Genomic DNA, 26,631 nt, shown 5'->3' with positions numbered 1-26,631 from the left:
GGTGCCCGCATGACTGCTGAAATCAAAACAGGTGAAAAAATGATTGTGTTTATGATAAACGGGAAAGAATACGCTATCTCAGTTTCCCAGGTGAAATCAATTGAAAAGTGGCAAAAACCGACGAGGGTCCCGGGGGTGGAATCTTATATCCGCGGCGTTATCAATCTGCGCGGAGTGATTACCCCGGTTCTTGATTTAAGAAAACGTCTGAACCAGCCTGAACAGGACATCACAGAAGAGACACGGATTATCATCATTTCTTACCGTGACGCCGATGTCGGATGGGTCGTGGATGAGGCCAATGACGTCATCACCGTGCATGAAAATGAAATTGAATCCGCGCCTGAAAGCCAGACAAAGGAAACGGATGTGTGGATTAAACAGATCGTCAAGCAAGATAACAGGCTCCTCAATATTATCGATGCGCATGCGGTGCTGGATAAAGGTGCTTCGGCATCTGCGTCCGGAGAGCCGAATGCTTAAAGGGGAAAAGACAACATGAGTAAGTTTGAAGCGATCAAAGAAGAGCAGATGGATATTTTGCGGGAAGTCGGAAATATCGGGGCGGGTCACTCGGCTTCTGCCATGGCTCAGCTGCTGAACAGAAAGATAGACATGGAAGTGCCGTTTGCGACTTTATTGACATTTGATGAGCTCGCTGATTTTTTCGGCGGGGCTGAAACGCCGGTCGCCAGTATCTTTTTAAGAATGGAAGGCGACATGACCGGTTCTATCTTTCTCATCATGCCTTTTGATCAAGCGGAACAGTTTATCAGAGAGCTGATCGGAAATCCGGATTTTGATATTGACCAGTTGGGTGAAGATCATTTGAGTTCTTCTGCTTTACATGAGTTCGGCAATATTTTAGCAGGCTCCTATTTAACGGCATTGGCTGATTTGACAAAGCTTGAGATTTACCCGAGCGTGCCGGAAATCTCACTTGATATGTTCGGGGCAGTTATCAGTGAAGGACTGATGGAGCTCAGCCAAGTCGGAGAGCATGCCATTGTCGTGGATACTTCTATTTTTGACCAGGGCAGCCGGCAGGAGCTCAAAGCCCACATGTTTATGCTCCCGGACTATGATTCTTTTGAAAAGCTCTTCGTCTCATTGGGTGCGGCTTTATGAGCCGTGCGGAAGCCGCAGTCGTTAAAGTGGGGATTGCGGATGTTCAAGTCGCGCGTTACCCGGATAAAATCCGAACCTCGGGACTCGGTTCATGCGTGGGGCTGGTTTTATACGATAAAGACAAACAAACGGCAGGACTCGTTCACGTCATGCTGCCGGACTCCGGTTTATCAAAAACGGCGGAGCTCAACCGTGCAAAATACGCGGACACCGCCGTTAAGATGACAATTGATATGCTTTTGAAAGCCGGCTGCCGCAAGTTTGCCCTGAAGGCAAAACTCGCCGGGGGAGCGGAGATGTTTAAGTTTAAAATGACAAACGACCTGATGAAAATCGGTCCGAGGAATGTAGCGGCTATCAAAGAGCAGCTTTCATTGTATAACATTCCGGTCATCAGTGAAGATACGGGCGGCTCAAGCGGCCGGACGATTGAATTTGAGCCAAAGTCCTGCATGCTGCACATTCGAACTGTTAAACAAGGTGAAACAACGATTTAATAAAGGTATGAGGTAGGGGGATAACAATGCAATCCTTGAATTATGAAGATCAGGTGCTTTGGTCGCGCTGGAAAGAGTGGAAAGATCCTAAAGCCGGTGATGATTTAATGCGCCGTTACATGCCGCTGGTCACATATCATGTCGGCAGAATTTCCGTCGGACTGCCGAAATCGGTGCATAAAGACGATCTAATGAGCCTTGGTATGCTTGGTTTATATGATGCCCTGGAAAAATTTGACCCCGGCCGGGATTTAAAATTTGATACCTATGCCTCGTTTAGAATTCGCGGTGCAATCATCGACGGGCTGCGTAAAGAAGATTGGCTGCCCAGAACTTCACGGGAGAAGACAAAAAAAGTCGAAGCGGCGATCGAAAAACTTGAACAGCGCTACCTTCGGAATGTGACGCCTTCAGAGATCGCAGAAGAGCTGGGCATGACGGAACAGGACGTAGTATCAACGATGAATGAAGGATTTTTTGCCAATCTCTTATCAATTGATGAAAAGCTTCACGACCAGGATGACGGTGAGAATATTCAAGTGATGATCAGAGATGACAAAAATGTGCCGCCGGAAGAAAAAATCATGAAGGACGAGCTGATCGCTCAGCTTGCGGGCAAAATTCACGAGCTCTCTGAAAAAGAGCAGCTTGTCGTCAGTTTATTCTATAAAGAAGAACTGACTTTGACCGAAATCGGACAAGTCCTGAACCTTTCGACGTCGCGGATTTCACAGATTCATTCAAAGGCGCTGTTTAAATTAAAGCACCTGCTTGAAAAAGTAATTCAATAATGAACTCATGGTTAGCGAGTGAAAAACATGTCAACACTATTATGGCTTTTAAGCTTTGTGCTTCACGGCGTACTGCTTTATGCCGTCATTATTCTGTACACGAGGTTTTCAGCCCTCAAGGAGACGGAGCGCCAGCAGAAGAAGATTCTTGAAGAGACGGAAAACACTCTTGCAGCGTTTCTGCTTGAGCTGAAAGAAGAAAATGAAAGACTCGAAGACGCAAAAAGCCGGAATGATCAAGCGCCTGACGCAGAAGACGCCGAATCCCGGCCGGAACCGAAAAAAGAGCCTGATATTCCGGACCACATGGAAAAGCTCATCAGTGCAACGGAACGGGCTGAAAGTGATGAAAACAGCGGCGCGCATTCGTTTGAAGAACGTGTTTCAGAATTATATGAACAAGGGCTCACCCCCGCGGAAATCGCCAAACGGGTGCAGAGCGGAAAGACAGAAATCGAGCTGTTTTTAAAATTTCGCGGCAAAGCTGTAAAGGATTCTTGATTGTCGCATAAAGCTGTGTTATATTATGTCTTGGTGTTAAATACACACGCTTAACGATTTATGCAGAGGGTGCTGCAAACGGCAGTTCTGCACAAAAATGACCTAAGCGGAGGAAAAAAACCATTTTATTAGGAGGAAATCACATGTCAGTTATTTCTATGAAACAATTGCTTGAAGCCGGTGTTCACTTCGGCCACCAAACACGCCGCTGGAACCCAAAAATGAAGCGTTACATTTTCACGGAGCGTAACGGAATCTACATCATTGACCTTCAAAAAACAGTGAAAAAAGTAGAGGAAGCTTACAACTTCACGAAAAACCTTGCTGCTGAAGGCGGAAAAATCCTTTTCGTCGGCACAAAAAAACAAGCTCAGGATTCTGTTAAAGAAGAAGCTGTACGCTCTGGCATGTACTATGTCAACCAACGCTGGTTGGGCGGTACACTGACAAACTTCGAAACAATCCAAAAACGCATTAAGCGTCTGAAAGACATCGAGAAAATGCAAGAAAACGGTACATTTGAAGTACTTCCGAAAAAAGAAGTTGTTCAATTGAAAAAAGAATTAGAGCGTCTTGAAAAATTCCTCGGCGGAATTAAAGACATGAAGGATCTTCCTGATGCATTATTCATCATCGATCCTCGCAAAGAGCGCATCGCTGTTGCGGAAGCTCGCAAATTGAACATTCCTATCATCGGAATCGTAGATACAAACTGTGATCCTGATGAAATTGATGTCGTAATCCCTGCAAACGATGACGCAATCCGCGCTGTCAAACTTCTTACTTCTAAAATGGCAGATGCCATTCTTGAAGCGAAGCAAGGCGAAGAAGAAGCGGAAGCTGCTGAAGAGACTGCACCTGAAACAGAAACGACAACTGCGTAACCTAATCAAAAGGTGATAAGAGGGACTGCCTTTTATCACCTTTTTTCAAGAAAAATGTATCTATACATATCTTGTTTACACATATAAGGAGGAATTCAAATGGCTATTACTGCACAGCAGGTAAAAGAACTGCGTCAAAAAACAGGCGCTGGTATGATGGACTGTAAAAAAGCATTGACTGAAACTGACGGAGATATGGACAAAGCAATCGACCTTCTGAGAGAAAAAGGAATTGCGAAAGCGGCTAAAAAAGCTGACCGTATCGCTGCTGAAGGTTCTACTCTTATTAAAACTGACGGCAACAAAGGCGTTATCTTAGAAGTAAACTCTGAAACTGATTTCGTTGCGAAAAACGAAGGCTTCAAAGAGCTTCTGAACACGCTTGCTGACCACCTTCTTGCAAACGCTCCTGCTGATCTTGAAGAAGCGATGGGTCAAAAGATGGAAAACGGTTCTACTGTTGAAGAATACATCACAAGCAACGTTGCTAAAATCGGAGAGAAAATCACTCTTCGCCGTTTTGCTGTTCTTACAAAAGAAGACAGCGAAGCGTTCGGTGCTTACCTTCACATGGGAGGCCGCATCGGCGTATTATCCGTTCTTAGCGGAACAACTGACGAAGATCTTGCAAAAGACATCGCGATGCATGTTGCAGCGGTAAATCCTCGTTATATTTCCCGCGACCAAGTGTCTGAAGAAGAAGCAAACCATGAGCGTCAGATCCTGACTCAACAAGCTCTTCAAGAAGGCAAACCGGAAAACATCGTAGCTAAAATGGTTGAAGGCCGTCTGAACAAATTCTTCGAAGAAATTTGCTTATTAGACCAAGCTTTCGTTAAAAACCCAGACGAAAAAGTGAAACAAGTTGTGGCTGCGAAAAACGCATCTGTTAAAACTTACGTCCGCTACGAAGTTGGAGAAGGTATTGAAAAACGCCAAGAAAACTTTGCTGAAGAAGTTATGAACCAAGTGAAAAAATAATGGCGGAAAGCCTTGGCGAATCTTTCGCGGCTTTTCAGGCAGTATAGGGGACACTACTTGTGTTCCCTATTTTTAAAACTATATTTACAAACCTTTTTTTCTCTTGCATAATAGGAAACGGCAATGTTTACACTTGGAGGTTATTATGGAAAAACCAAAATACAATCGTATCGTTTTAAAGCTTAGCGGAGAAGCATTGGCAGGAGAGCAGGGAAACGGCATTAATCCGACTGTTATCCAATCCATCGCTAAACAGGTAAAAGAAATCGCTGAGCTTGACGTCGAAGTGGCCGTAGTTGTAGGCGGCGGCAACTTATGGCGCGGAAAAACAGGCAGTGACTTAGGAATGGACCGTGCGACGGCCGATTATATGGGCATGCTTGCTACTGTCATGAACTCACTTGCCCTGCAGGACAGCCTGGAAACGCTCGGAATTCAGTCCAGAGTGCAGACATCAATTGAAATGCGTCAGGTCGCTGAGCCTTACATCAGAAGAAAAGCCATCCGCCACCTGGAGAAAAAACGCGTTGTGATTTTTGCCGCGGGAACAGGAAACCCTTATTTCTCTACGGACACAACCGCAGCGCTGCGTGCCGCTGAAATCGAAGCGGATGTGATTTTAATGGCGAAAAATAATGTCGACGGTGTGTATAATGCCGATCCGAGAAAAGATGAGTCAGCCGTTAAATACGAAAAATTATCTTATCTCGATGTGTTAAAAGACGGGCTGGAAGTCATGGATTCTACGGCTTCTTCACTATGTATGGATAATGATATTCCGCTGATCGTCTTTTCTATTATGGAAGAAGGAAATATTAAGCGTGCCGTAATCGGCGAATCAATCGGAACGATCGTAAGGGGGAAATAACGTTGTCAAACGAAGTATTAACACAAACAAAAGAACGCATGGAAAAAGCGGTTGCCGCTTATTCACGTGAATTGGCGTCAGTCCGCGCGGGACGTGCCAACCCATCTCTATTGGATAAAGTGACAGTAGAATACTACGGTGCCCAAACACCTTTAAACCAGCTGTCTTCCATCAATGTGCCTGAAGCGCGTATGCTTGTTGTCACACCGTATGACAAAACGGCAATCGGCGATATTGAAAAAGCGATCCTGAAAGCTGATCTTGGCGTAACTCCGACAAGTGACGGAACAATTATCCGCATCGCGATCCCGGCTCTGACGGAAGAAAGACGTAAAGAACTTGTCAAAGTCGTGAAAAAATACGCGGAAGAAGCGAAAGTAGCAGTCCGTAATGTCCGCCGTGACAGCAACGACGACCTCAAAAAACTTGAGAAAAACGGAGACATTACAGAAGACGAGCTTCGTGCTTCCAGTGAAGACGTTCAAAAGCTGACAGATGAATATGTGTCAAAAATTGACAGTGTCACGAAGGACAAAGAAAAAGAAATCATGGAAGTTTAATGAAAAACTATGTACAATAGATAATGTGAAAAGACCCTCTCATGTTTACAGGGGGTTTTTTTGTTAATACTGTTGATTACATTGATCATCAGCAACGCAACCTTTTTGGGTGACGGAGGAATCTCATGCTCAACATACTCAAAAATTGGAAGAATCAGCAGAATGCGGCTTCCAACTTAGAACGGTATACAAAAGAAGACATACTGAAGGGTGAAATTCCCGCACACATTGCCATTATTATGGACGGAAACGGACGCTGGGCGAAGAAGCGCTCACTCCCGCGGATTGCCGGACATCATGAAGGAATGAAAGTGGTAAAAAGGGTGACAAAGCTCGCAAATCAGCTCGGCGTTAAAGTTCTGACTCTTTATGCGTTTTCAACTGAGAATTGGAAGCGCCCGAAGATGGAAGTCGACTTTTTGATGAAGCTTCCGGAAGAGTTCCTGAATACGTATCTTCCTGAATTGATAGAGGAAAATGTACAGGTGAAAATTATCGGAGATGAATCCGCGCTCCCTTCTCATACGTACAGGGCGATTGAGAAGGCCGTAAAAGATACAGAACAAAATGACGGGCTGATTCTCAATTTCGCTTTGAACTACGGCGGACGCACGGAAATCGTCAATGCGGCAAAAGCATTGGCCGAACAGGTGAAAAGCGGCACGCTGAATATCGAAGACATTGATGAAGCGCTCTTTTCCGGGCATTTAATGACAGAATCAATCCAGGACCCGGAGCTGCTCATCAGAACGAGCGGAGAAATCAGACTGAGCAACTTTATGCTTTGGCAGGTGGCTTACAGTGAATTTGTTTTTACAGATGTCCTGTGGCCCGATTTTAAAGAAGATCACTTTCTGCAGGCAGTGGGAGAATTTCAGCAGCGGGGCCGGAGGTTTGGCGGAATTTAGAGGATGGTGGAAATGAAACAACGATTGTTAACAGGTGTTCTGGCAGCGGCACTATTTTTATTTTTGGTTATTTTCGGAGGATTGCCGTTCACCGTATTTGTTTACGTGATGGGAAGTATAGCGCTTTTTGAGCTTTTGCGGATGAAAAAGCTCAGATTTTTTTCTTTTCCGGGTCTGATCAGCCTTTTGTTGTTATGGCTGTATATGATGCCGGACAAATATCATTTTTTCGATGCGAAAATGGAAGTAACGATTTTTGCCGTATTGATTCTGCTCAGCTATACGGTGCTCGTGAAAAACACCTTTACGTTTGACGAAGTCGGGTTTATCGTTCTCGCGACGGTATATATCGGACTGTGTTTTCATTATTTTATTGAAATCAGAAACATTGAAACAAACGGGCTTTTGTATATCTTTTATGCCTGCGTTGTCATATGGTCAACGGACTCAGGCGCATATTTCGTCGGAAAGTCGCTCGGGAAGCGGAAGCTGTGGCCCGAAATCAGTCCCAACAAAACGGTGGAAGGGTTTCTCGGCGGTATTGTCATCGCCCTTATTTTTACGGCTGTTTTTCAGCTGTTTGCGCACCTTCCGATTTCATACCCGGTTCTTTTGGTCATCACGCTTGTTCTGTCTGTGTTCGGACAGATCGGGGATTTGGTTGAATCAGCGACTAAGCGGCACTATGATGTGAAGGATTCGGGGAAAATCCTTCCCGGGCACGGCGGCATTTTAGACCGATTTGACAGCTTTTTGTTTGTCATGCCGTTCTTATACTTTCTGCTTGCGCTTTTTTCATGAGAAAGGCTAATATGAAAATAAGACCGATCTGGACGCATAGAATGGGAGTGGCATTTTGAAGAATATTTGTCTTTTAGGAGCAACAGGATCAATCGGGGAGCAGACGTTAGACGTATTGCGCATGCATCAAGATCAGTTCCGTCTCGTCTCGATGACTTTCGGTAAAAACGCCGAGAAAGCGATCCCGTTGATCAGAACGTTTCAGCCGAAATATGTAGCAGTCGGCGACATGGATACATATCAAAAAGTGAAAGAAGCGTCTTTTTCTCATGAATGTCAAATCGGCATCGGGGAAGAAGGCCTGATTGAAGCGGCAGTCATGGACGAAGTGGATATCGTGGTCAATGCGCTGCTTGGAAGCGTCGGTTTAATCCCGACTTTGAAAGCGATTGAACAGAAAAAAACAATTGCGCTTGCAAATAAGGAAACTCTCGTCACTGCCGGGCATATAGTGAAAGGACACGCAAAACGATACGGCGTTCCTCTTCTTCCGGTCGACAGCGAACATTCCGCTATTTTTCAGGCGCTGCAAGGCGAACAGAGCAAAAATATCGAGCGCCTGATCATTACGGCTTCCGGCGGCAGTTTCAGAGATAAAACGCGGCAGGAGCTTGAGTCTGTAACGATTGCCGACGCCCTTAATCACCCGAACTGGTCGATGGGCGCAAAGATTACGATTGACTCGGCTACAATGATGAATAAAGGGCTTGAAGTCATTGAAGCGCATTGGCTGTTTGACATTCCGTATGAACAGATTGACGTTGTATTACATAAAGAGAGCATCATTCATTCGATGGTTGAATTTCACGACAGAAGCGTCATCGCCCAGCTCGGAAATCCGGACATGAGGGTGCCGATTCAATACGCGCTGACATATCCGGACCGGCTGCCTCTGCCTGAAACAAAAAGGCTTGAATTATGGGAGATCGGAAGCCTTCATTTTGCGAAAGCTGACTTTGAAAGGTTCCGCTGCTTACAATTTGCCTTTGAATCAGGTAAAATAGGGGGAACGATGCCGACGGTTTTAAATGCGGCCAACGAAGAAGCCGTTGCCGCTTTTCTTGCCGGACGGATTTCATTCTTATCGATTGAGGACCTGATTGAAAAAGCATTGGACCGCCACAGCGTAATTCAGGATCCGAGTCTTGCGGATATCCAAGAAGTGGACAAAGACACCCGGGGATACGTTAATTCAATACTCACATAAGGTGGTATGTTCGTGAATACAGTTATCGCGTTTATTATTATTTTCGGAACGCTCGTTTTTTTCCATGAGCTCGGGCATTTATTGCTCGCCCAAAGAGCGGGAATCCTTTGCCGTGAATTTGCGATCGGCTTCGGCCCTAAAATCTTTTCATTTAAAAAGAATGAAACCGTGTATACGATCAGACTCCTTCCGGTCGGGGGGTTCGTCCGCATGGCCGGTGAAGACCCGGAGATGATTGAAGTCAAACCCGGTTATACCGTCGGGCTTCTTTTTAATAAAGATGACGAAGTGGAAAAAGTCATCATTAATCAAAAGGAAAAATATCCCGACGCTTTAATTATCGAGGTGGAGACGGCTGATCTTGAGCACGAAATGAAGATTACCGGGTACGAGCAGGGGAAAGAAGATGAACTGGCGGGCTTTACTGTCAGTCAGACCTCTTTTTTTATCGTAGACGGAGAAGAAGTGCAGATTGCGCCTTACAATCGACAATTCGGGTCTAAACCCGTATGGAAGCGGATTAAGGCGATTGCTGCCGGTCCGATAATGAACTTCATCTTAGCGTATGTCATTCTCGTCATGCTCGGATTCATTCAAGGCGTGCCTTCAAATCAGCCTGAGCTCGGGAAGCTGACAGACAATGGACGCGCAGCTGCTGCCGGTTTAAAAGAAGGCGACTATATCCAGAGCATTAACGGTGAAAAAATGAGGTCATGGACCGACATCGTGACAGCGGTAAAAGAAAATCCCGGGAAAAAAATCGATGTCGCCGTCAAACGGGACGGCAAATCGTTTCATATCTCGGTTACACCTGAAGCTGTAAAAGATGAAAATAAAAAAACAATCGGCCGCTTCGGCTCTTATGCGCCGACTGAAAAAGGCGCGCTTGCAGCGATTGCTTACGGCGCGACATCTACCGTTGATGTTACAAAAGCGATCCTGACCAATCTGAGCAAACTTGTGACAGGCCAGTTTAAGCTTGATATGCTTTCGGGCCCTGTCGGCATTTATGATATGACGGATCAAGTTGCAAAAACCGGTATTATCAACCTATTCCAGTTTGCGGCGTTTTTAAGCATCAACCTGGGAATCGTCAACCTGCTGCCGATACCGGCGCTTGACGGCGGACGGCTGCTGTTTTTATTCATTGAAGCAATCCGCGGCAAGCCGATAAACCGTGACAAGGAAGCATTTGTCGTATTTATCGGCGTAGCTTTCTTAATGCTTCTTATGCTGGTTGTCACATGGAACGATATCCAGCGTTTATTCTTATAATTGACTAGTAAAAAATCAGAGGTGCGAAGACATGAGACAAAGTTTGACGCTTATTCCGACCCTGAGAGAAGTGCCGGCTGATGCTGAAGCAAAAAGCCATAAGCTTCTGCTGAGAGCGGGATTTATCAGACAAAATACGAGCGGGGTTTACAGCTACATGCCCCTGGCTTACAGGGTCATTCAAAACATTCAGAAGATCGTGCGTGAAGAAATGGAAAAAATCAACGCGGTGGAAATGCTGATGCCGGCCCTTCAGCAGGCTGAAACATGGCAGGAATCAGGCAGATGGTATACGTACGGGCCTGAATTAATGCGTCTGAAAGACCGCCACGGCCGTGAATTTGCTTTAGGCGCGACACATGAAGAAGTCATTACTTCTCTCGTGCGCGATGAGGTGAAATCTTATAAGCGTCTGCCGCTCACTCTTTACCAGATCCAGTCTAAATTCAGAGATGAAAAACGCCCGCGTTTCGGGTTATTGCGCGGACGCGAATTCATCATGAAAGATGCGTATTCTTTCCATGCTTCTGAAGAAAGTCTGGAGGAAACGTACCAAAACATGTACGGCGCATACAGCAGCATTTTCGCACGCTGTGAATTAAACGTCCGTCCCGTTATTGCCGACTCGGGCGCGATGGGCGGAAAAGACACGCATGAATTTATGGCTCTTTCTGAAATAGGGGAAGATACCATCGCTTATTCCGATGGATCCTCTTACGCAGCCAATACGGAAATGGCGGAAGTTGTCATGAACAGCGAGCCGTCAGATGAAACACCCGAGGCATTGGAGAAAATTGATACGCCGAATGTCAAAAGCATTGAAGAGCTCGCTTCGTTCTTGCATATTGAGCCGAGCGCCTGCATCAAATCAATGCTGTTTAAAGCGGATGACCGATTTGTTCTCGTGTTAGTAAGAGGCGATCATGAGGTCAATGACGTGAAAGTGAAAAACCTTCTGAACGCGGAAGTGGTTGAGCTTGCGTCTCATGAAGAAGTAGCGGAGAAACTTGGCGCGGAGCCGGGATTTGCGGGGCCGATCGGCGCTGCCGGCGACATTGAGATTTATGCCGACCAAGCCGTGAAAGTAATGGTAAACGCCGTTTGCGGCGCGAATGAAAAAGACCGTCATTACCGAAACGTAAACATCGAACGTGACGCGTCTGTAAAAGCATACGCCGATCTTCGAATCATTCAGGAAGGCGATCCGTCACCTGACGGAAAAGGCACGATCCGTTTCGCTGAAGGGATTGAGGTCGGACAAGTCTTTAAACTCGGCACGCGTTACTCTGAAGCGATGAATGCGACATACCTTGATGAAAACGGGCGTGCGCAGCCGATGCTGATGGGATGTTACGGAATCGGCGTGTCCAGAACGCTTTCAGCCATCGCTGAACAGCATCACGACGAAAAAGGCTTGATCTGGCCGAAGAGCGTTGCTCCGTATGATCTTCATATTTTGGCGCTGAATATGAAAAACGAAGCGCAAAAAGAGCTTGCTGAACAGCTTTACGGCAAATTCCAGGCGGAAGGTTATGAGGTATTATACGATGACCGCGCTGAACGCGCAGGCGTGAAGTTTGCTGATTCTGATCTGATCGGCCTTCCGATCCGCATCACTGTCGGAAAACGTGCCGACGAAGGCATCGTAGAAGTGAAAATCCGCAAAACCGGTGAATCTGCCGAAGTTTCAGTGGATGAGCTTTCTGAATTTATTAAGACGAAGTAATCACCATAACGAATCGTCCAAAATCATGTTAAAATAGAGAAAAAAGAAGGTACCTCATCACCTGCGGAGGTACCTTCACTTATGATGTTTTAAGGGAGGGATACTGTCTGAATGGAACAGTTATCAGTAAACAGAAGACAGTTTCAGATTCTTCTGCAGCAGCTTAATATGACAGATGATACCTTCATGACATACTTTGAAGACGGAGAGATTGATAAACTGACAATCCATAAAGCAGAAAAAGCCTGGCATTTCCAATTTCGCTTTAAGGCTCTTTTGCCGTATCAAATATATGATTCATTCATGATGAGGTTAACACAATCGTTTGCTCACATCGCCCGTGTCACATCGTCTGTTCAGGTCATCGATCCTACAGTGACAGAGGAGCTTGTACAGGATTATTGGACACGCTGTATTGAAGAGCTTGAAGGAACCTCGCCGCCGATGGTGGCTCTTTTGAATCAGCAGAAGCCGAAGCTCAAGGGAAACAAACTGATCGTGAAAACAAAAACAGATACAGAAGCATCGGCGCTCAAAAATAAATACAGCACACTGATTCAGCACAGCTACCGCCAATTCGGATTTCCGGAACTGCAGCTGGATACCGAAATTTTCGTATCTGACCAAGAAGTCCAGAAATTCCGCGAGCAAAAGCTTGCTGAAGATCAGGAGCGGGCGATGCAGGCGCTTATCGAAATGGAGAAGAAGGAAAAAGAGGGCGATGAGGATCAAGCGCCGTCCGGCCCGCTTGTCATCGGCTATCAAATTAAAGAGAACGAAGAAATCCGGACGCTTGACAGCATCATGGATGAAGAAAGAAGAATTACGGTGCAGGGGTTTGTGTTTGATGCTGAAACACGCGAGCTGAAAAGCGGACGCACGCTCTGCATTTTCAAAATCACGGACTATACAAACAGCATTTTAGTAAAAATGTTCGCCAGAGAAAAAGAAGACGCCGCTTTGATGAAAACGCTGAAAAAAGGCATGTGGGTGAAGGCGCGGGGAAGCATTCAAAACGATACATTCGTCAGAGACCTCGTCATGATTGCAAATGACGTGAATGAAATAAAAGCCAAAACCCGTGAAGACACCGCTCCTGAAGGCGAAAAACGGGTTGAGCTTCATCTGCATTCTCCGATGAGCCAAATGGATGCTGTAACGGGCATCGGAAAGCTTGTCGAACAGGCGAAAAAATGGGGACATGAAGCGATTGCGTTAACTGATCACGCCGTTGTGCAGTCTTTCCCGGATGCCTATTCCGCCGCGAAAAAACACGGCATAAAAATGATATACGGAATGGAAGCCAATATCGTGGATGACGGCGTTCCGATCGCATACAATCCAGCTCACCGTCTCCTGGAAGAAGACACATACGTCGTCTTTGACGTTGAAACGACAGGTCTGTCCGCAGTGTATGACACCATCATTGAGCTTGCCGCAGTCAAAATAAGAGGCGGAGAAATCATCGATAAATTCGAAGCGTTCGCCAATCCGCACCATCCGCTGTCAGCAACGACGATAGAGCTTACCGGGATAACGGACGACATGGTCCGCGACGCTCCCGATGTCGTTGACGTCGTCCGGGATTTTAAAGAATGGATCGGCGATGACGTGCTTGTGGCTCATAACGCCAGCTTTGATATGGGATTTTTAAATGTGGCGTACAAGCGTCTTTTGAAAACGGAAAAAGCGAAAAATCCGGTTATTGATACGCTGGAACTCGCGCGTTTCCTGTATCCTGAGTTTAAAAATCACCGCTTAAATACGTTATGTAAGAAGTTTGATATCGAATTAACCCAGCATCACCGAGCGGTCTTTGACGCTGAAGCAACGGGCTACCTGCTGTTGAAAATGCTCAAAGATGCCGCTGAAAAAGACATTTTTTATCATGATCAGCTGAATGAGAATATGGGACAATCCAATGCTTATCAAAGATCAAGGCCTTATCACGCTACATTGCTTGCCGTAAATGAGACCGGCCTTAAAAATCTGTTTAAGCTCGTGTCCATTTCTCATATTCAATATTTCTACAGAGTGCCGCGCATTCCGAGGTCGCAGCTTAATAAATACAGAGAAGGTCTGTTAATCGGCTCTGCCTGTGACAGGGGAGAGGTCTTTGAAGGCATGATGCAAAAATCACCTGAAGAGGTTGAAGATATCGCATCATTCTATGATTATCTTGAAGTGCAGCCGCCGGAAGTATACAGACACCTTCTGCAGCTTGAGCTCGTCCGGGATGAAAAAGCGCTGAAAGAAATCATCGCCAACATCACGAAGCTCGGGGAAAAATTGAATAAGCCGGTCGTTGCCACCGGAAATGTCCACTATTTAAACGATGAGGACAAAATTTACCGGAAGATCTTAATATCTTCCCAAGGCGGCGCCAACCCGTTAAACCGGCACGAACTGCCTAAAGTGCACTTCAGAACGACAGATGAAATGCTGGATGCTTTCTCCTTTCTCGGTGCGGAAAAAGCGAAAGAAATCGTGGTTGACAATACGCAGAAAGTCGCTTCGATGATCGATGAGATCAAACCGATCAAAGACGATCTGTACACGCCGAAAATTGACGGAGCTGATGAAGAAATCCGTGAAATGAGCTATCAGCGCGCCAGAAGCATTTACGGTGAAGAGCTTCCTGAAATTGTGGAAGCGAGAATAGAAAAAGAATTAAAAAGCATCATCGGTCATGGATTCGCCGTTATTTATCTCATCTCTCATAAGCTTGTAAAACGGTCTCTGGATGACGGTTATCTCGTCGGCTCCCGGGGGTCCGTCGGTTCATCGCTTGTGGCGACCTTAACGGAAATCACTGAAGTGAATCCGCTCGCTCCGCACTATGTGTGCCCGAGCTGCCGATATTCCGAATTCTTTAATGACGGATCAGTCGGTTCCGGTTTTGACCTTCCGGATAAAAGCTGCCCGTCTTGCGGCACACCTTTGAAAAAGGACGGGCATGATATCCCGTTTGAAACGTTCTTAGGCTTTAAAGGTGACAAAGTACCCGATATCGACTTGAACTTCTCAGGTGAGTATCAGCCCCATGCCCATAACTACACGAAAGTGCTGTTCGGTGAAGATAACGTGTATCGCGCGGGAACGATCGGCACCGTTGCGGAAAAGACGGCTTACGGATATGTGAAAGGCTATGCGGGTGATCACAACCTACACATGCGCGGCGCGGAGATCGACCGTCTGGTGCAGGGCTGCACCGGCGTTAAGAGAACGACCGGCCAGCACCCGGGGGGGATTATCGTTGTCCCGGATTACATGGATATTTACGATTTTTCCCCGATACAATTCCCGGCAGATGCGACGGGGTCTGAATGGAAAACGACTCATTTTGACTTCCACTCCATTCATGACAACCTGCTGAAGCTTGATATATTGGGGCACGATGATCCGACAGTCATTCGGATGCTCCAGGATTTAAGCGGAATTGATCCGAAGACGATTCCGACAGATGATCCGGAAGTTATGAAGATTTTCCAAGGTACAGAATCGCTCGGCGTCACTGAAGAGCAGATCGGCTGTAAAACGGGGACGCTCGGTATTCCTGAATTCGGGACGCGATTTGTGCGGCAGATGCTTGAGGATACGAAGCCGACGACGTTCTCCGAGCTTGTCCAGATTTCCGGGCTTTCCCACGGAACGGACGTATGGCTCGGCAATGCGCAGGAACTGATACACAACAATACGTGTGAACTGAGCGAAGTGATCGGCTGCCGTGATGACATTATGGTTTACTTGATCTATCAGGGCCTTGAGCCTTCACTGGCCTTTAAAATCATGGAATTCGTGCGTAAAGGCAAAGGCCTGACGCCGGAATGGGAAGAAGAAATGAAAAAGAACAATGTGCCGAACTGGTATATTGATTCATGCAAAAAAATCAAATACATGTTCCCGAAAGCCCACGCCGCCGCATACGTATTAATGGCGGTGCGGATTGCATACTTTAAAGTGCATCACGCGCTTTTATATTATGCTGCGTATTTTACCGTCCGCGCAGATGACTTTGACATTGATACAATGATTAAAGGCTCGACCGCCATCAGAGCGGTGATGGATGATATCAGCTCTAAAGGGCTTGATGCTTCGCCGAAGGAGAAAAACCTCCTTACCGTGTTAGAGCTTGCGCTTGAAATGTGTGAGCGCGGCTATTCCTTCCAGAAGGTCGATCTATACCGTTCGAGCGCTTCGGAATTTATCATTGACGGCAACAGTCTCATCCCGCCGTTCAACTCAATTCCGGGACTCGGAACCAACGCCGCTCTCAATATTGTGAAAGCGCGGGAAGAAGGGGAGTTCCTTTCAAAAGAGGATCTTCAAAAACGCGGAAAAGTGTCAAAAACCATTTTAGAGTATTTAGACCGTCACGGCTGTCTTGAGTCGCTTCCGGACCAAAATCAGCTGTCTCTGTTTTAAGCTTTGTGCACAGCCTACGAGCGGAGTTTGATTTGCATTAAATATATGGTTATGGTATAGTTTTATTGGAAATGCTAACGATTACCGAGGCAAAGAGTGGGGAAACCCGCTCTTTTGTATTGAACAGGCAATTTTGCCTCGACATGTCCATCGTTTTCTCAATGCCCCTGCTCTTTTGAAGCAGGGTTTTTATGCAGAGGAACGGCTGATATGATATCGACAGCACAAGGAGGAAAAACATGAGCAAAAAAGTGACTGATACCGTTCAAGGAATGGCTCAGCCCATACTGGATGACCTTCAGCTTGAACTCGTAGACATTGAATTTGTCAAAGAGGGTCAAAACTGGTTCCTTCGCGTGTTTATTGATTCCGATAACGGTGTTGATATTGAGGAGTGCGCCAAAGTCAGCGAAGCGTTAAGCGAAAAGCTGGATGAGGCCGATCCGATCACTCAGAACTACTTTCTTGAAGTATCTTCTCCTGGAGCCGAGCGTCCATTAAAGAAAAAAGCCGACTTCGAAAAATCACTGGGCAAAAATGTGTACATGAAAACGTACGAACCGATTGACGGTTTAAAAGTGTTTGAAGGCAAATTGGCTGAATTTGATGGACAAACTGTTACAATAGAGATGACGGTCAAAACAAGAAAGAAACGGGTCAATATTCCGTATGAAAAAATAGCTAACGCGAGATTAGCTGTAACATTTTAATGAATGAAGTATTAGTGTTTAAGGGGGGAGACCGCTAACATGAGCAGTGAACTATTAGATGCTCTCACTATTCTTGAAAAAGAAAAAGGCATCAGTAAAGACATTATCATCGAAGCAATTGAAGCTGCCTTAATTTCCGCGTATAAGCGAAATTTTAACCAGGCGCAAAACGTACGGGTCGATCTGAACCGTGAGACGGGCACGATCCGCGTGTTCGCAAGAAAGGATGTCGTAGACGAGGTATACGATTCAAGACTTGAAATCTCGCTTGACGACGCCCAGCACATCCATCCGAACTACCTTGTCGGAGATGTCGTTGAAATAGAAGTAACACCGAAAGACTTCGGCCGCATTGCTGCGCAGACGGCGAAACAAGTGGTGACGCAGCGTGTCCGTGAAGCTGAGCGCGGCGTGATTTACTCAGAATTTATCGATCGTGAAGAAGACATCATGACGGGAATTGTACAGCGCTTAGACAGCAAGTTTATTTACGTGTCTCTCGGCAAGATTGAAGCGCTGCTGCCCGTCAATGAACAAATGCCGAATGAGAGCTATAAACCGCACGATCGGATTAAAGTATTTATCACAAAAGTCGAAAAAACGACAAAAGGGCCGCAGATCTATGTATCAAGAACGCATCCTGGCCTGTTGAAGCGTCTTTTTGAAATCGAAGTGCCGGAAATTTATGACGGAACGGTCGAACTGAAATCCGTTGCCAGAGAAGCGGGCGACCGCTCTAAAATCTCCGTCCGCACTGATGACCCTGACGTTGATCCGGTCGGTTCATGCGTTGGTCCTAAAGGCCAGCGGGTGCAGGCGATCGTCAATGAACTGAAAGGCGAAAAAATTGATATCGTCAACTGGTCTGATGATCCGGTTGAATTTGTTGCCAATGCGCTCAGCCCGTCTAAAGTGCTGGATGTCATCGTCAGCGAAGAAGAAAAAGCCACGACTGTCATCGTTCCTGATTACCAGCTTTCTCTGGCAATCGGAAAAAGAGGGCAAAACGCCCGCTTAGCCGCGAAATTGACAGGCTGGAAAATCGATATCAAAAGTGAAACGGATGCAAGAGACCTTGGCATCTATCCGAGAGAGCATGAAGAAGATGACGATTTAGAGCCGCTCTTTATGGAGCCTGAAACAGCCGAATCGGATGAATAAGAGGTGACTTTAGGTGAATAAGCGAAAAAAAATTCCTCTGCGCAAATGCGTGGTAACGGGGGAAATGAAGCCTAAAAAGGAACTGATCCGAATTGTCCGTTCTAAAGAAGGAGAGATTTCAGTCGATCCGACCGGAAAGAAGAACGGGCGGGGTGCCTATATCACCCTTGAGAAAGAATGCATCTTAGCTGCGAAAAAGAAAAACACATTGCAAAATCAATTTCAATCACAAATCGATGACCAGATTTTCGAAGAATTGCTGGAACTGGCGGAAAAGGTGAAAAAATAACATGTCTGGAATGGAATGGTTTCCCTTGCTGGGTCTGGCCAATCGAGCTCGTAAGGTCGTGTCGGGCGAGGACTTGGTTATAAAAGAAATTAGAAATGCGCGTGCAAAACTTGTTCTGCTGACAGAAGATGCATCTGCGAATACTGCAAAAAAAGTATCCGATAAATGCAATTATTATAAAGTGCCTTATAAAAAAGTCGAAAGCCGCGCGGATCTCGGCCGCTCTATCGGCAAGGAATCACGTGTCGTTGTCGCCGTCACTGACCAAGGTTTTGCGAATAAGCTGATCAGCTTGCTCGATTAATATTTTTGGGGGTGAACGAATGGCTAAAATGAGAGTTTACGAATATGCAAAAGCCATCAATGTTTCAAGCAAGGAAATTTTGACTGCGCTGAAAAACATGGATATAGTAGTAAATAACCATATGGCAATGCTTGAAGAAAAGACCATTAAGCAGCTTGATGCGAAATTTAAAAAAGGCGGCGCCGGCGTTACATCTCAGAAGCCTGCGGAAACGAACAAAAACAAGCCGCAAGGGATTTATCAGCAGCCTGCTGGGAATCAACCAAACAAAATTCGAGACGGAAAGAAGAATGACGTGCAGAATAATCAATTTAACAAAAACAAGAAGAACAACAACAACAAAAACAAAAACAAACGCAATCATAACAACAAAAATCAGTATCAGCAAAAACCGCTGAAACCGAAAAAAGAGCTTCCTGAGAAAATTACGTTTTCCGGCTCTTTAACAGTCGGGGCCTTAGCCGAAGAACTGGGCAAAGAGCCGTCTGAACTCATTAAAAAACTGATGCTTCTGGGCGTAATGGCTACGATTAACCAGGAGCTTGACAAAGACACAATCGAACTGATCGCATCTGAATACGGTGTGGAAACAGAAGAAGTGATTGTGCTCGAAGAAACTGAGCTTGAAAAGTATGAAGAGGCTGACAAAGAAGAAGATCTTCAAATCCGTCCGCCTGTCGTGACGATCATGGGCCACGTTGACCACGGGAAAACGACCCTTCTTGACAGCATCAGAAAAACAAAGGTTGTTGAAGGTGAAGCCGGCGGAATCACCCAGCATATCGGGGCGTACCAGATCGAAGAAAACGGCAAAAAAATCACGTTCTTAGATACTCCGGGACACGCGGCGTTCACAACAATGCGTGCGCGCGGTGCGGAAGTAACTGATATTACCATTTTAGTCGTAGCGGCTGATGACGGCGTTATGCCGCAAACAGTCGAAGCCATCAACCATGCGAAAGCGGCTGAGGTTCCGATTATCGTTGCCGTGAATAAAGTGGATAAAGAAAGCGCGAACCCTGACCGTGTCATGCAGGAGCTGACTGAATACGGACTCGTTCCTGAAGCATGGGGAGGAGAAACGATTTTCGTTCCTCTGTCCGCTCTTACAGGCAAGGGAATTGACGAACTTGTCGAAATGATTCTGCTTGTCAGTGAAGTGGAAGAGCTGAAAGCCAATCCGAACCGTCAGGCAAAAGGAACGGTTATTGAAGCTGAGCTCGATAAAGGAAGAGGATCTGTCGCGACACTTCTCGTTCAAACGGGAACATTGCATGTCGGAGATCCGATCGTTGTCGGAAATACATTCGGCCGCGTGCGGGCCATGGTCAATGATCTCGGCCGCCGCGTGAAAACAGCCGGACCGTCCACACCTGTAGAAATCACGGGCTTAAACGACGTACCGCAGGCTGGCGATCAATTCCTCGTCTTTAAAGATGAAAAAACAGCCCGTTCTGTCGGTGAAGCACGCGCTTCCAAGCAACTGGAAGAACAGCGCAGCGACAAAGCGAAGCTGAGCCTCGATGATCTGTTTGAACAAATTAAACAAGGCGATGTCAAAGACATCAACTTAATCGTAAAAGCTGACGTTCAAGGTTCAGCCGAAGCGTTAACAGCCGCTCTTCAAAAAATTGAAGTAGAAGGCGTAAAAGTGAAAATCATTCACACAGGCGTCGGTGCGATTACGGAATCAGACATCATTCTCGCATCTGCTTCAAATGCAATCGTTATCGGGTTTAATGTGCGCCCAGACGGAAATGCTAAGAGCACGGCTGAAGCTGAAAATGTAGATATCCGTCTTCACCGTATCATTTACAAAGTCATCGAAGAAATTGAAGCGGCGATGAAAGGAATGCTTGATCCTGAGTACGAAGAAAAAGTCATCGGTCAGGTTGAAGTGCGCCAAACATTCAAAGTGTCGAAAATCGGCACGATTGCCGGCGGATATGTAACAGACGGCCACATTACACGTGACAGCGGACTCCGCCTGATCCGTGACGGCGTGGTCATCTTCGAAGGGGAAGTAGACGTTCTGAAACGCTTCAAAGATGATGTGAAAGAAGTTTCACAAGGATATGAATGTGGTATAACGATTAAGAAATACAATGACATTCGCGAAGGCGACGTCCTTGAAGCGTATGTCATGCAGGAAATCGAAAGAAAGTGATCGGATTTGCGGAATGTGAATGCATCATTTATGATGCGGGATCATTAAAGGAGAAACGAGCCGTTCTGAAGCGGATTATAACGAGGGTTCAGAATAAGTTCAACGTGTCGGCCGCAGAAATCGGCTATCAGGACACTTGGCAGCGGACCAGCTTCGGAATCGCCGTCGTCTCCTCCTCTCACGTTCAGGCGGAAAAGGAGATCCAGCGTGTACTCGCGTTTATTGACTCCTTTCCCGAGATAGAACGGACGATCACTAGAACAGAGTGGTTTTAACTTAGAGGTGATTGAATTGAGTATGAGAGCAAACCGTGTCGGCGAGCAGATGAAAAAAGAGCTCGGGGATATTATCAGCCGAAAGCTGAAAGACCCGAGAATCGGATTTCTCACTGTAACAGACGTACGTGTTTCAGGTGATTTACAAATAGCGAAGGTGTATATCTCCGTCCTCGGCGGAGAGAAAAAGAAAGAGGAGGCGCTGAAAGGGCTTGAGAAAGCGAAAGGATTTATCCGTTCCGAAATCGGTAGCCGAATCAGACTCCGCAAAACGCCTGAGCTTGAATTTGAATTTGATGAATCAATTGAGTACGGCAATCGTATTGAAACATTGATTCACGAACTGCATTCAGATAAACCGTCTGAATAACGGGAAAGAGGATGGGCGAGTGTCGTCTGTCCTCTTTTCTGCGTTTTACGGGATACAATTGATAACAAAGGAGCGAAAGACAGATGGTTAACGGAGTTCTCCTTTTACATAAACCGGTCGGCATGACTTCTCACGACTGTGTAATGAAAATAAGAAAACTGTTAAAAACAAAGAAAGTCGGGCATACGGGAACCCTTGATCCGGAAGTGTCAGGCGTACTGCCGATCTGTGTCGGACGGGCTACAAAGATCGTTGAGTACGTCACCGACAAGTCAAAAACGTACGATGCTGAGATCACTCTCGGTTTCTCCACATCGACCGAAGACCAGACGGGAGAAACGGTCAGCGTAAAACCTGTCAGGGAGCCGCTGAAAGAAGCGGATATCAAAGCCGTTTTAGACGAATTGAAGGGACCGCAGGAGCAAGTGCCGCCGATGTATTCCGCGGTAAAGGTCAACGGGAAAAAGCTCTATGAATACGCCAGAGCGGGTATTGAAGTGGAGCGGCCGAAGCGGAATATCACGATTGAAGATATCGCGCTCACTTCCCCTGTCACTTATAACGAAGACACAGCATCATTCCGCTTTACAGTCACGTGCTCAAAAGGCACTTACGTCAGAACGTTGGCGGTGACAATCGGTGAAAAACTCGGCTATCCTGCGCATATGTCGCATCTCATCCGCACTGCTTCCGGCGATTTCAGCCTTGATGAATGTTTCACGTTTGAGGAACTTGAACAGCAGGTTTCGGACGGAACGGTTGCAGAGCATGCCGTGCCGATCGATAGAGCGCTCAATCATTTGCCGAAATGGGTCATAAGTGATACATTAGCTAAGAAAGCTGAAAACGGGTCAGTGTTTGACATCCCGGCGGAATTTTCTGCAATGACAGCTGACGCCCGTATAGCGGTCTGTACTGAAGACGGAGAATGTGTGGCCATTTATATGCCGCATCCTTCAAAAAAAGGACTGCTGAAACCGGCTAAAGTGCTCATGCAAAAAAGCGAACAATAAGAAAAAAGGTGACCGTTCTGTGAAGACGATACATATTTCTCATCCGCATCATTTACAAAAAGAAGAGCAGCCGGCGTCTGTCATGGCGCTCGGCTACTTTGACGGCGTTCATTTGGGACACCGGAAAGTAATCGGAACAGCCAGACAAATTGCCGAAGAAAAAGGCCTGTCGCTGGCCGTTATGACGTTTCATCCCCACCCTTCCCATGTGTTGGGCAGGGACAAAGAGCCAAAGGATCTGATTACGCCGCTTGAAGATAAAATCAGCCAGATCGGGCGTTTAGGCGCTGATGTGCTGTATGTCGTAAAGTTTGATGAAGCGTTTGCGTCTCTGTCTCCAAAACAGTTTGCCGAGGAGTATATTTTAGGGTTGAACGCGCGGCACGCTGTGGGAGGCTTCGATTTTACGTACGGAAAATACGGAAAAGGCACGATGGAGACGCTGCCGGACGATTTAAACGGCAAGGCCGGATGCACGACTGTTGAGAAACAGACCGAGCAGGACAGAAAGATCAGCTCCACTTATATCCGGTCAGCGCTGCAGGATGGTGACGTTGAACTTGCGCACACTCTTCTCGGCCAGCCGTATTTTATCCGGGGCACTGTGATTCACGGAGACAAAAGAGGCCGCACCATCGGTTTTCCGACCGCGAATGTCGGCCTGCACAACAGCTATATCGTGCCGCCGACAGGCGTGTATGCAGTGAAAGCCGAAATAAAAGGCGAGGTGTATGAAGGCGTCTGCAACATCGGCTACAAACCGACCTTTTATGAAAAGCGTCCCGATCAGCCGTCAATTGAAGTTCATTTGTTTAATTTTCAACAGGATGTATACGGAGAAGACGTTAAAATCGAGTGGTACAAACGAATCCGAAGCGAACGGAAGTTTAACGGCATCGATGAACTGACGGCTCAGATCGGTAAAGACAAACAAGAAGCGATCCGTTTTTTCAGCAAATAACGGAAAAAACATCAAAAGTACACAAATTTTATTCTAAAAGATTTGCATATGGGCGCGATTTTTAGTATCATATGTTTCGTAGTCTTAAAACCATTGCTTGGCAATCCGAAGTCACCGACGGTTGCTAGGTAACTGGGGCTAATTATGATATGGAGGTGAAACAGGATGGCAATTACTCAAGAGCGTAAAAATCAACTCATCAGCGAGTTCAAAACACACGAATCTGATACTGGTTCTCCAGAAGTTCAGATCGCTATCCTAACAGACTCAATTAACAACTTGAACGAGCATTTGCGTACTCACAAGAAAGATCACCACTCACGTCGCGGTCTTCTTAAAATGGTAGGTAAACGTCGTAATCTTCTTACGTATCTGCGTAATAAAGACGTAACTCGTTACCGTGAGTTAATTAACAAACTAGGCTTACGTCGATAATCGTAAAAAGCGGGAGGATTCCCGCTTTTTTATCGTATTAAAGCGAAAAAAATAATAATAAAAAAACAATGAAATCCTTTTACATACTACTTTGACATTGATATGTTCAATTCATTTCGTTCATAATAGGAGTAATTGATTATTTCACACATTAAGAGAGGAGCTCGTAATCGAATGGGACAAGAGAAACATGTCTTTACCATAGATTGGGCCGGCAGACAGCTTACAGTAGAAGCCGGCCAGCTTGCCAAACAGGCAAACGGCGCTGTCATGGTCCGCTACGGCGATACTGCAGTGCTCAGCACAGCAACCGCATCAAAAGAACCGAAACCGCTAGATTTTTTCCCGCTTACCGTTAACTATGAAGAAAGATTATACGCAGTAGGTAAAATTCCGGGCGGTTTTATTAAAAGAGAAGGCCGTCCAAGTGAAAAGGCCGTTTTAGCCAGCCGTCTGATCGACCGTCCGATCCGCCCGCTTTTCGCAGACGGATTCCGTAACGAAGTACAGGTCATCAGCATTGTCATGAGTGTTGATCAGGACTGCTCATCTGAAATGGCTGCAATGTTCGGTTCATCACTCGCTCTTTGCGTTTCCGATATCCCGTTTGAAGGCCCGATCGCGGGTGTGACGGTAGGCCGCATTGAGGGGAAATTCGTCATCAATCCGACGGTTGACCAGCTTGAAAAAAGTGATATCAACCTCATCGTTGCAGGCACAAAAGATGCCATCAACATGGTGGAAGCCGGAGCGGATGAAGTTCCTGAAGAAATCATGCTTGAGGCGATAATGTTCGGTCACGAAGAAATTAAGCGCCTGATCGCATTCCAAGAAGAAATCGTCGCAGCAGTCGGCAAAGAGAAAACAGAGATCGAACTGTATGAAATTGACGAAGAGCTCAGCGCAAAAGTAAAAAGCCTTGCGGAGCCGGATCTGCTCAGCGCCATTCAGGTTCACGAAAAACATGCTCGCGAAGACGCGATCAATGAAGTGAAAAATGCAGTTGTCGCGAAATTCGAAGAAGAAGAGCATGATGAAGATACGATTAAAAAAGTGAAACAGACACTGTCTAAACTCGTGAAAAACGAAGTGCGCCGTTTGATCACAGAAGAAAAAGTCCGTCCGGACGGCCGCGGCGTTGATCAAATCCGCCCGCTTTCTTCAGAAGTCGGCCTTCTGCCGAGAACACACGGATCCGGGCTGTTTACGAGAGGACAGACGCAGGCGCTCAGCGTATGTACATTAGGCGCCCTTGGAGACGTTCAGATTCTTGACGGTTTAGGTGTGGAAGAGTCAAAACGCTTTATGCATCATTATAACTTCCCGCAGTTCAGCGTAGGGGAGACAGGCCCGATGCGCGGACCGGGACGCCGTGAGATCGGTCACGGTGCTCTTGGAGAGCGTGCGCTTGAGCCGGTCATTCCGAATGAAAAAGACTTCCCGTATACGGTCCGCCTCGTATCTGAAGTGCTTGAATCAAACGGTTCCACTTCACAGGCCAGCATCTGCGCAAGTACGCTTGCCATGATGGACGCAGGTGTTCCGATTAAAGCCCCTGTTGCAGGTATCGCGATGGGACTTGTGAAATCAGGCGAGTACTATACGGTATTAACAGATATTCAAGGGATGGAAGACGCCCTCGGTGACATGGACTTTAAAGTAGCCGGCACGGAAAAAGGCGTGACAGCGCTGCAAATGGACATTAAAATTGAAGGCCTTTCAAGAGAAATTCTTGAAGAAGCGCTTCAGCAGGCGAAAAAAGGAAGAATGGAAATCTTGGACAGCATGCTCAGCACGCTTGGTGAATCAAGAAAAGAACTTTCTCAATATGCGCCGAAAATTTTAACGATGACCATTAATCCGGATAAAATCCGTGACGTTATCGGACCGAGCGGTAAACAAATCAATAAAATCATTGAAGATACCGGTGTTAAAATTGACATTGAACAAGACGGCACCATCTTTATTTCTTCTACTGATGAAAGCAGCAACCAAAAAGCGAAAAAAATCATCGAAGATCTTGTCAGAGAAGTCGAAGTCGGCCAGCTTTACCTCGGTAAAGTGAAACGGATTGAGAAATTCGGCGCTTTCGTTGAAATCTTCAGTGGAAAAGACGGTCTGGTTCACATCTCTGAACTAGCGCTCGAACGGGTCGGCAAGGTTGAGGATGTTGTGAAAATCGGTGACGAAATCCTTGTGAAGGTAACTGAAATTGACAAACAGGGACGAGTGAATCTGTCGCGTAAAGCAGTGCTGCGCGAAGAGAAAGAAAAAGAACAGGAACAACAACAATCTTAAATGAAAACCTAACAAGGAGCCTGGGAGACCCGGCTTCTTTATTTTGAGAAAGACAACAGACGGGTTCTACCTTGTCCTCCTCATACATAATGTGTG

The 26,631-nt window shown here is 46.3% G+C and carries 26 protein-coding genes; all 26 read left to right on the top strand.

What is annotated here, in order from left to right; all coding sequences use genetic code 11:
• The first annotated feature begins 9 nt into the window (after positions 1 to 9).
• The 26 genes from cheW (at position 10) to pnp (ending at position 26,535) form a co-directional block, all read left to right on the top strand.
• Positions 10 to 483, top strand: coding sequence for a chemotaxis protein CheW (cheW, locus tag ACWJJ5_RS06085; RefSeq protein ID WP_003154225.1), 474 nt, complete (start codon positions 10 to 12; stop codon positions 481 to 483).
• A 15-nt stretch (positions 484 to 498) separates the two neighbouring features.
• Entirely contained in the window at positions 499 to 1,128 is a 630-nt protein-coding gene (gene cheC, locus ACWJJ5_RS06080; RefSeq protein WP_014417781.1) for a CheY-P phosphatase CheC, read from the top strand.
• Positions 1,125 to 1,625, top strand: a complete 501-nt coding sequence (cheD, locus tag ACWJJ5_RS06075; protein WP_003154219.1) for a chemoreceptor glutamine deamidase CheD — start codon at positions 1,125 to 1,127, stop codon at positions 1,623 to 1,625. The genes cheC and cheD overlap by 4 nt, the downstream gene beginning before the upstream one ends.
• A gap of 26 nt (positions 1,626 to 1,651) precedes the next feature.
• The gene (sigD, locus tag ACWJJ5_RS06070) at positions 1,652 to 2,416 is read left to right on the top strand and encodes an RNA polymerase sigma-28 factor SigD (RefSeq protein WP_003154217.1); all 765 of its coding nucleotides are present in this window, start codon (positions 1,652 to 1,654) and stop codon (positions 2,414 to 2,416) included.
• 27 nt (positions 2,417 to 2,443) lie between these two features.
• Entirely contained in the window at positions 2,444 to 2,917 is a 474-nt protein-coding gene (locus tag ACWJJ5_RS06065) for a DUF6115 domain-containing protein (protein WP_070081826.1), read from the top strand.
• Between the two features lie 143 nt (positions 2,918 to 3,060).
• Complete coding sequence (gene rpsB, locus ACWJJ5_RS06060) at positions 3,061 to 3,801, top strand: 30S ribosomal protein S2 (RefSeq protein WP_003154215.1); 741 nt, start codon at positions 3,061 to 3,063, stop codon at positions 3,799 to 3,801.
• Between the two features lie 99 nt (positions 3,802 to 3,900).
• Complete coding sequence (gene tsf, locus ACWJJ5_RS06055) at positions 3,901 to 4,782, top strand: translation elongation factor Ts (RefSeq protein ID WP_003154214.1); 882 nt, start codon at positions 3,901 to 3,903, stop codon at positions 4,780 to 4,782.
• 145 nt (positions 4,783 to 4,927) lie between these two features.
• Positions 4,928 to 5,650, top strand: a complete 723-nt coding sequence (pyrH, locus tag ACWJJ5_RS06050) for a UMP kinase (RefSeq protein WP_003154213.1) — start codon at positions 4,928 to 4,930, stop codon at positions 5,648 to 5,650.
• Positions 5,651 to 5,652: 2 nt separating this feature from the next.
• Positions 5,653 to 6,210, top strand: a complete 558-nt coding sequence (gene frr / locus ACWJJ5_RS06045; RefSeq protein ID WP_003154212.1) for a ribosome recycling factor — start codon at positions 5,653 to 5,655, stop codon at positions 6,208 to 6,210.
• A gap of 125 nt (positions 6,211 to 6,335) precedes the next feature.
• Positions 6,336 to 7,118 (top strand): isoprenyl transferase, encoded by a 783-nt coding sequence (locus ACWJJ5_RS06040; protein ID WP_003154211.1) that lies wholly within the window; start codon positions 6,336 to 6,338, stop codon positions 7,116 to 7,118.
• Positions 7,119 to 7,121: 3 nt separating this feature from the next.
• Positions 7,122 to 7,919 carry a phosphatidate cytidylyltransferase gene (locus ACWJJ5_RS06035; protein WP_326359850.1) on the top strand — a complete coding sequence of 266 codons (798 nt, stop codon included), beginning with the start codon at positions 7,122 to 7,124 and terminating at the stop codon, positions 7,917 to 7,919.
• A 55-nt stretch (positions 7,920 to 7,974) separates the two neighbouring features.
• Positions 7,975 to 9,126 (top strand): 1-deoxy-D-xylulose-5-phosphate reductoisomerase, encoded by a 1,152-nt coding sequence (gene dxr / locus ACWJJ5_RS06030; RefSeq protein ID WP_003154208.1) that lies wholly within the window; start codon positions 7,975 to 7,977, stop codon positions 9,124 to 9,126.
• 6 nt (positions 9,127 to 9,132) lie between these two features.
• Positions 9,133 to 10,401 carry an RIP metalloprotease RseP gene (gene rseP, locus ACWJJ5_RS06025; RefSeq protein ID WP_007611459.1) on the top strand — a complete coding sequence of 423 codons (1,269 nt, stop codon included), beginning with the start codon at positions 9,133 to 9,135 and terminating at the stop codon, positions 10,399 to 10,401.
• A gap of 31 nt (positions 10,402 to 10,432) precedes the next feature.
• Entirely contained in the window at positions 10,433 to 12,127 is a 1,695-nt protein-coding gene (locus ACWJJ5_RS06020; RefSeq protein WP_176283319.1) for a proline--tRNA ligase, read from the top strand.
• Positions 12,128 to 12,238: 111 nt separating this feature from the next.
• Entirely contained in the window at positions 12,239 to 16,552 is a 4,314-nt protein-coding gene (locus tag ACWJJ5_RS06015; RefSeq protein ID WP_176283320.1) for a PolC-type DNA polymerase III, read from the top strand.
• Positions 16,553 to 16,791: 239 nt separating this feature from the next.
• Positions 16,792 to 17,262, top strand: a complete 471-nt coding sequence (rimP, locus tag ACWJJ5_RS06010; protein WP_003154197.1) for a ribosome maturation factor RimP — start codon at positions 16,792 to 16,794, stop codon at positions 17,260 to 17,262.
• 39 nt (positions 17,263 to 17,301) lie between these two features.
• On the top strand, positions 17,302 to 18,423 hold the full coding sequence (gene nusA / locus ACWJJ5_RS06005) for a transcription termination factor NusA (RefSeq protein WP_003154195.1): 1,122 nt from the start codon (positions 17,302 to 17,304) through the stop codon (positions 18,421 to 18,423).
• 13 nt (positions 18,424 to 18,436) lie between these two features.
• Positions 18,437 to 18,712, top strand: a complete 276-nt coding sequence (gene rulR / locus ACWJJ5_RS06000) for a glucose-induced regulator RulR (protein WP_003154193.1) — start codon at positions 18,437 to 18,439, stop codon at positions 18,710 to 18,712.
• A 1-nt stretch (position 18,713) separates the two neighbouring features.
• Positions 18,714 to 19,016 (top strand): YlxQ family RNA-binding protein, encoded by a 303-nt coding sequence (locus ACWJJ5_RS05995; protein WP_003154192.1) that lies wholly within the window; start codon positions 18,714 to 18,716, stop codon positions 19,014 to 19,016.
• 19 nt (positions 19,017 to 19,035) lie between these two features.
• Positions 19,036 to 21,183, top strand: coding sequence for a translation initiation factor IF-2 (gene infB / locus ACWJJ5_RS05990; protein WP_182068859.1), 2,148 nt, complete (start codon positions 19,036 to 19,038; stop codon positions 21,181 to 21,183).
• Complete coding sequence (locus ACWJJ5_RS05985) at positions 21,180 to 21,458, top strand: DUF503 domain-containing protein (RefSeq protein WP_003154188.1); 279 nt, start codon at positions 21,180 to 21,182, stop codon at positions 21,456 to 21,458. The genes infB and ACWJJ5_RS05985 overlap by 4 nt, the downstream gene beginning before the upstream one ends.
• Before the next feature lie 16 nt (positions 21,459 to 21,474).
• Positions 21,475 to 21,828, top strand: a complete 354-nt coding sequence (rbfA, locus tag ACWJJ5_RS05980; RefSeq protein ID WP_003154185.1) for a 30S ribosome-binding factor RbfA — start codon at positions 21,475 to 21,477, stop codon at positions 21,826 to 21,828.
• Between the two features lie 83 nt (positions 21,829 to 21,911).
• Complete coding sequence (gene truB / locus ACWJJ5_RS05975) at positions 21,912 to 22,841, top strand: tRNA pseudouridine(55) synthase TruB (RefSeq protein WP_069013689.1); 930 nt, start codon at positions 21,912 to 21,914, stop codon at positions 22,839 to 22,841.
• Positions 22,842 to 22,860: 19 nt separating this feature from the next.
• Positions 22,861 to 23,802, top strand: coding sequence for a bifunctional riboflavin kinase/FAD synthetase (gene ribF, locus ACWJJ5_RS05970; protein WP_007611467.1), 942 nt, complete (start codon positions 22,861 to 22,863; stop codon positions 23,800 to 23,802).
• 165 nt (positions 23,803 to 23,967) lie between these two features.
• Entirely contained in the window at positions 23,968 to 24,237 is a 270-nt protein-coding gene (gene rpsO / locus ACWJJ5_RS05965; RefSeq protein ID WP_003154182.1) for a 30S ribosomal protein S15, read from the top strand.
• Positions 24,238 to 24,411: 174 nt separating this feature from the next.
• Positions 24,412 to 26,535 (top strand): polyribonucleotide nucleotidyltransferase, encoded by a 2,124-nt coding sequence (gene pnp, locus ACWJJ5_RS05960; protein ID WP_172614695.1) that lies wholly within the window; start codon positions 24,412 to 24,414, stop codon positions 26,533 to 26,535.
• Positions 26,536 to 26,631: the final 96 nt, after the last annotated feature.

The organism is Bacillus sp. JK74, from assembly GCF_053663395.1.
Note: the sequence above shows the minus strand (reverse complement) of the source record. Positions and strands in the feature narration are given on the sequence as shown.

Coding starts and splice junctions, on each gene's coding strand:
- sigD (WP_003154217.1), top strand. CDS start 1,652: ATGCAATCCTTGAATTATGAAGATCAGGTGCTTTGGTCGCGCTGGAAA.
- rpsB (WP_003154215.1), top strand. CDS start 3,061: ATGTCAGTTATTTCTATGAAACAATTGCTTGAAGCCGGTGTTCACTTC.
- rpsO (WP_003154182.1), top strand. CDS start 23,968: ATGGCAATTACTCAAGAGCGTAAAAATCAACTCATCAGCGAGTTCAAA.
- infB (WP_182068859.1), top strand. CDS start 19,036: ATGGCTAAAATGAGAGTTTACGAATATGCAAAAGCCATCAATGTTTCA.
- rimP (WP_003154197.1), top strand. CDS start 16,792: ATGAGCAAAAAAGTGACTGATACCGTTCAAGGAATGGCTCAGCCCATA.
- cheW (WP_003154225.1), top strand. CDS start 10: ATGACTGCTGAAATCAAAACAGGTGAAAAAATGATTGTGTTTATGATA.
- nusA (WP_003154195.1), top strand. CDS start 17,302: ATGAGCAGTGAACTATTAGATGCTCTCACTATTCTTGAAAAAGAAAAA.
- ACWJJ5_RS06065 (WP_070081826.1), top strand. CDS start 2,444: ATGTCAACACTATTATGGCTTTTAAGCTTTGTGCTTCACGGCGTACTG.
- pyrH (WP_003154213.1), top strand. CDS start 4,928: ATGGAAAAACCAAAATACAATCGTATCGTTTTAAAGCTTAGCGGAGAA.
- ACWJJ5_RS06020 (WP_176283319.1), top strand. CDS start 10,433: ATGAGACAAAGTTTGACGCTTATTCCGACCCTGAGAGAAGTGCCGGCT.
- ACWJJ5_RS06035 (WP_326359850.1), top strand. CDS start 7,122: ATGGTGGAAATGAAACAACGATTGTTAACAGGTGTTCTGGCAGCGGCA.
- cheD (WP_003154219.1), top strand. CDS start 1,125: ATGAGCCGTGCGGAAGCCGCAGTCGTTAAAGTGGGGATTGCGGATGTT.
- ACWJJ5_RS05995 (WP_003154192.1), top strand. CDS start 18,714: ATGTCTGGAATGGAATGGTTTCCCTTGCTGGGTCTGGCCAATCGAGCT.
- rseP (WP_007611459.1), top strand. CDS start 9,133: ATGTTCGTGAATACAGTTATCGCGTTTATTATTATTTTCGGAACGCTC.
- pnp (WP_172614695.1), top strand. CDS start 24,412: ATGGGACAAGAGAAACATGTCTTTACCATAGATTGGGCCGGCAGACAG.
- tsf (WP_003154214.1), top strand. CDS start 3,901: ATGGCTATTACTGCACAGCAGGTAAAAGAACTGCGTCAAAAAACAGGC.
- ACWJJ5_RS06040 (WP_003154211.1), top strand. CDS start 6,336: ATGCTCAACATACTCAAAAATTGGAAGAATCAGCAGAATGCGGCTTCC.
- ACWJJ5_RS06015 (WP_176283320.1), top strand. CDS start 12,239: ATGGAACAGTTATCAGTAAACAGAAGACAGTTTCAGATTCTTCTGCAG.
- truB (WP_069013689.1), top strand. CDS start 21,912: ATGGTTAACGGAGTTCTCCTTTTACATAAACCGGTCGGCATGACTTCT.
- cheC (WP_014417781.1), top strand. CDS start 499: ATGAGTAAGTTTGAAGCGATCAAAGAAGAGCAGATGGATATTTTGCGG.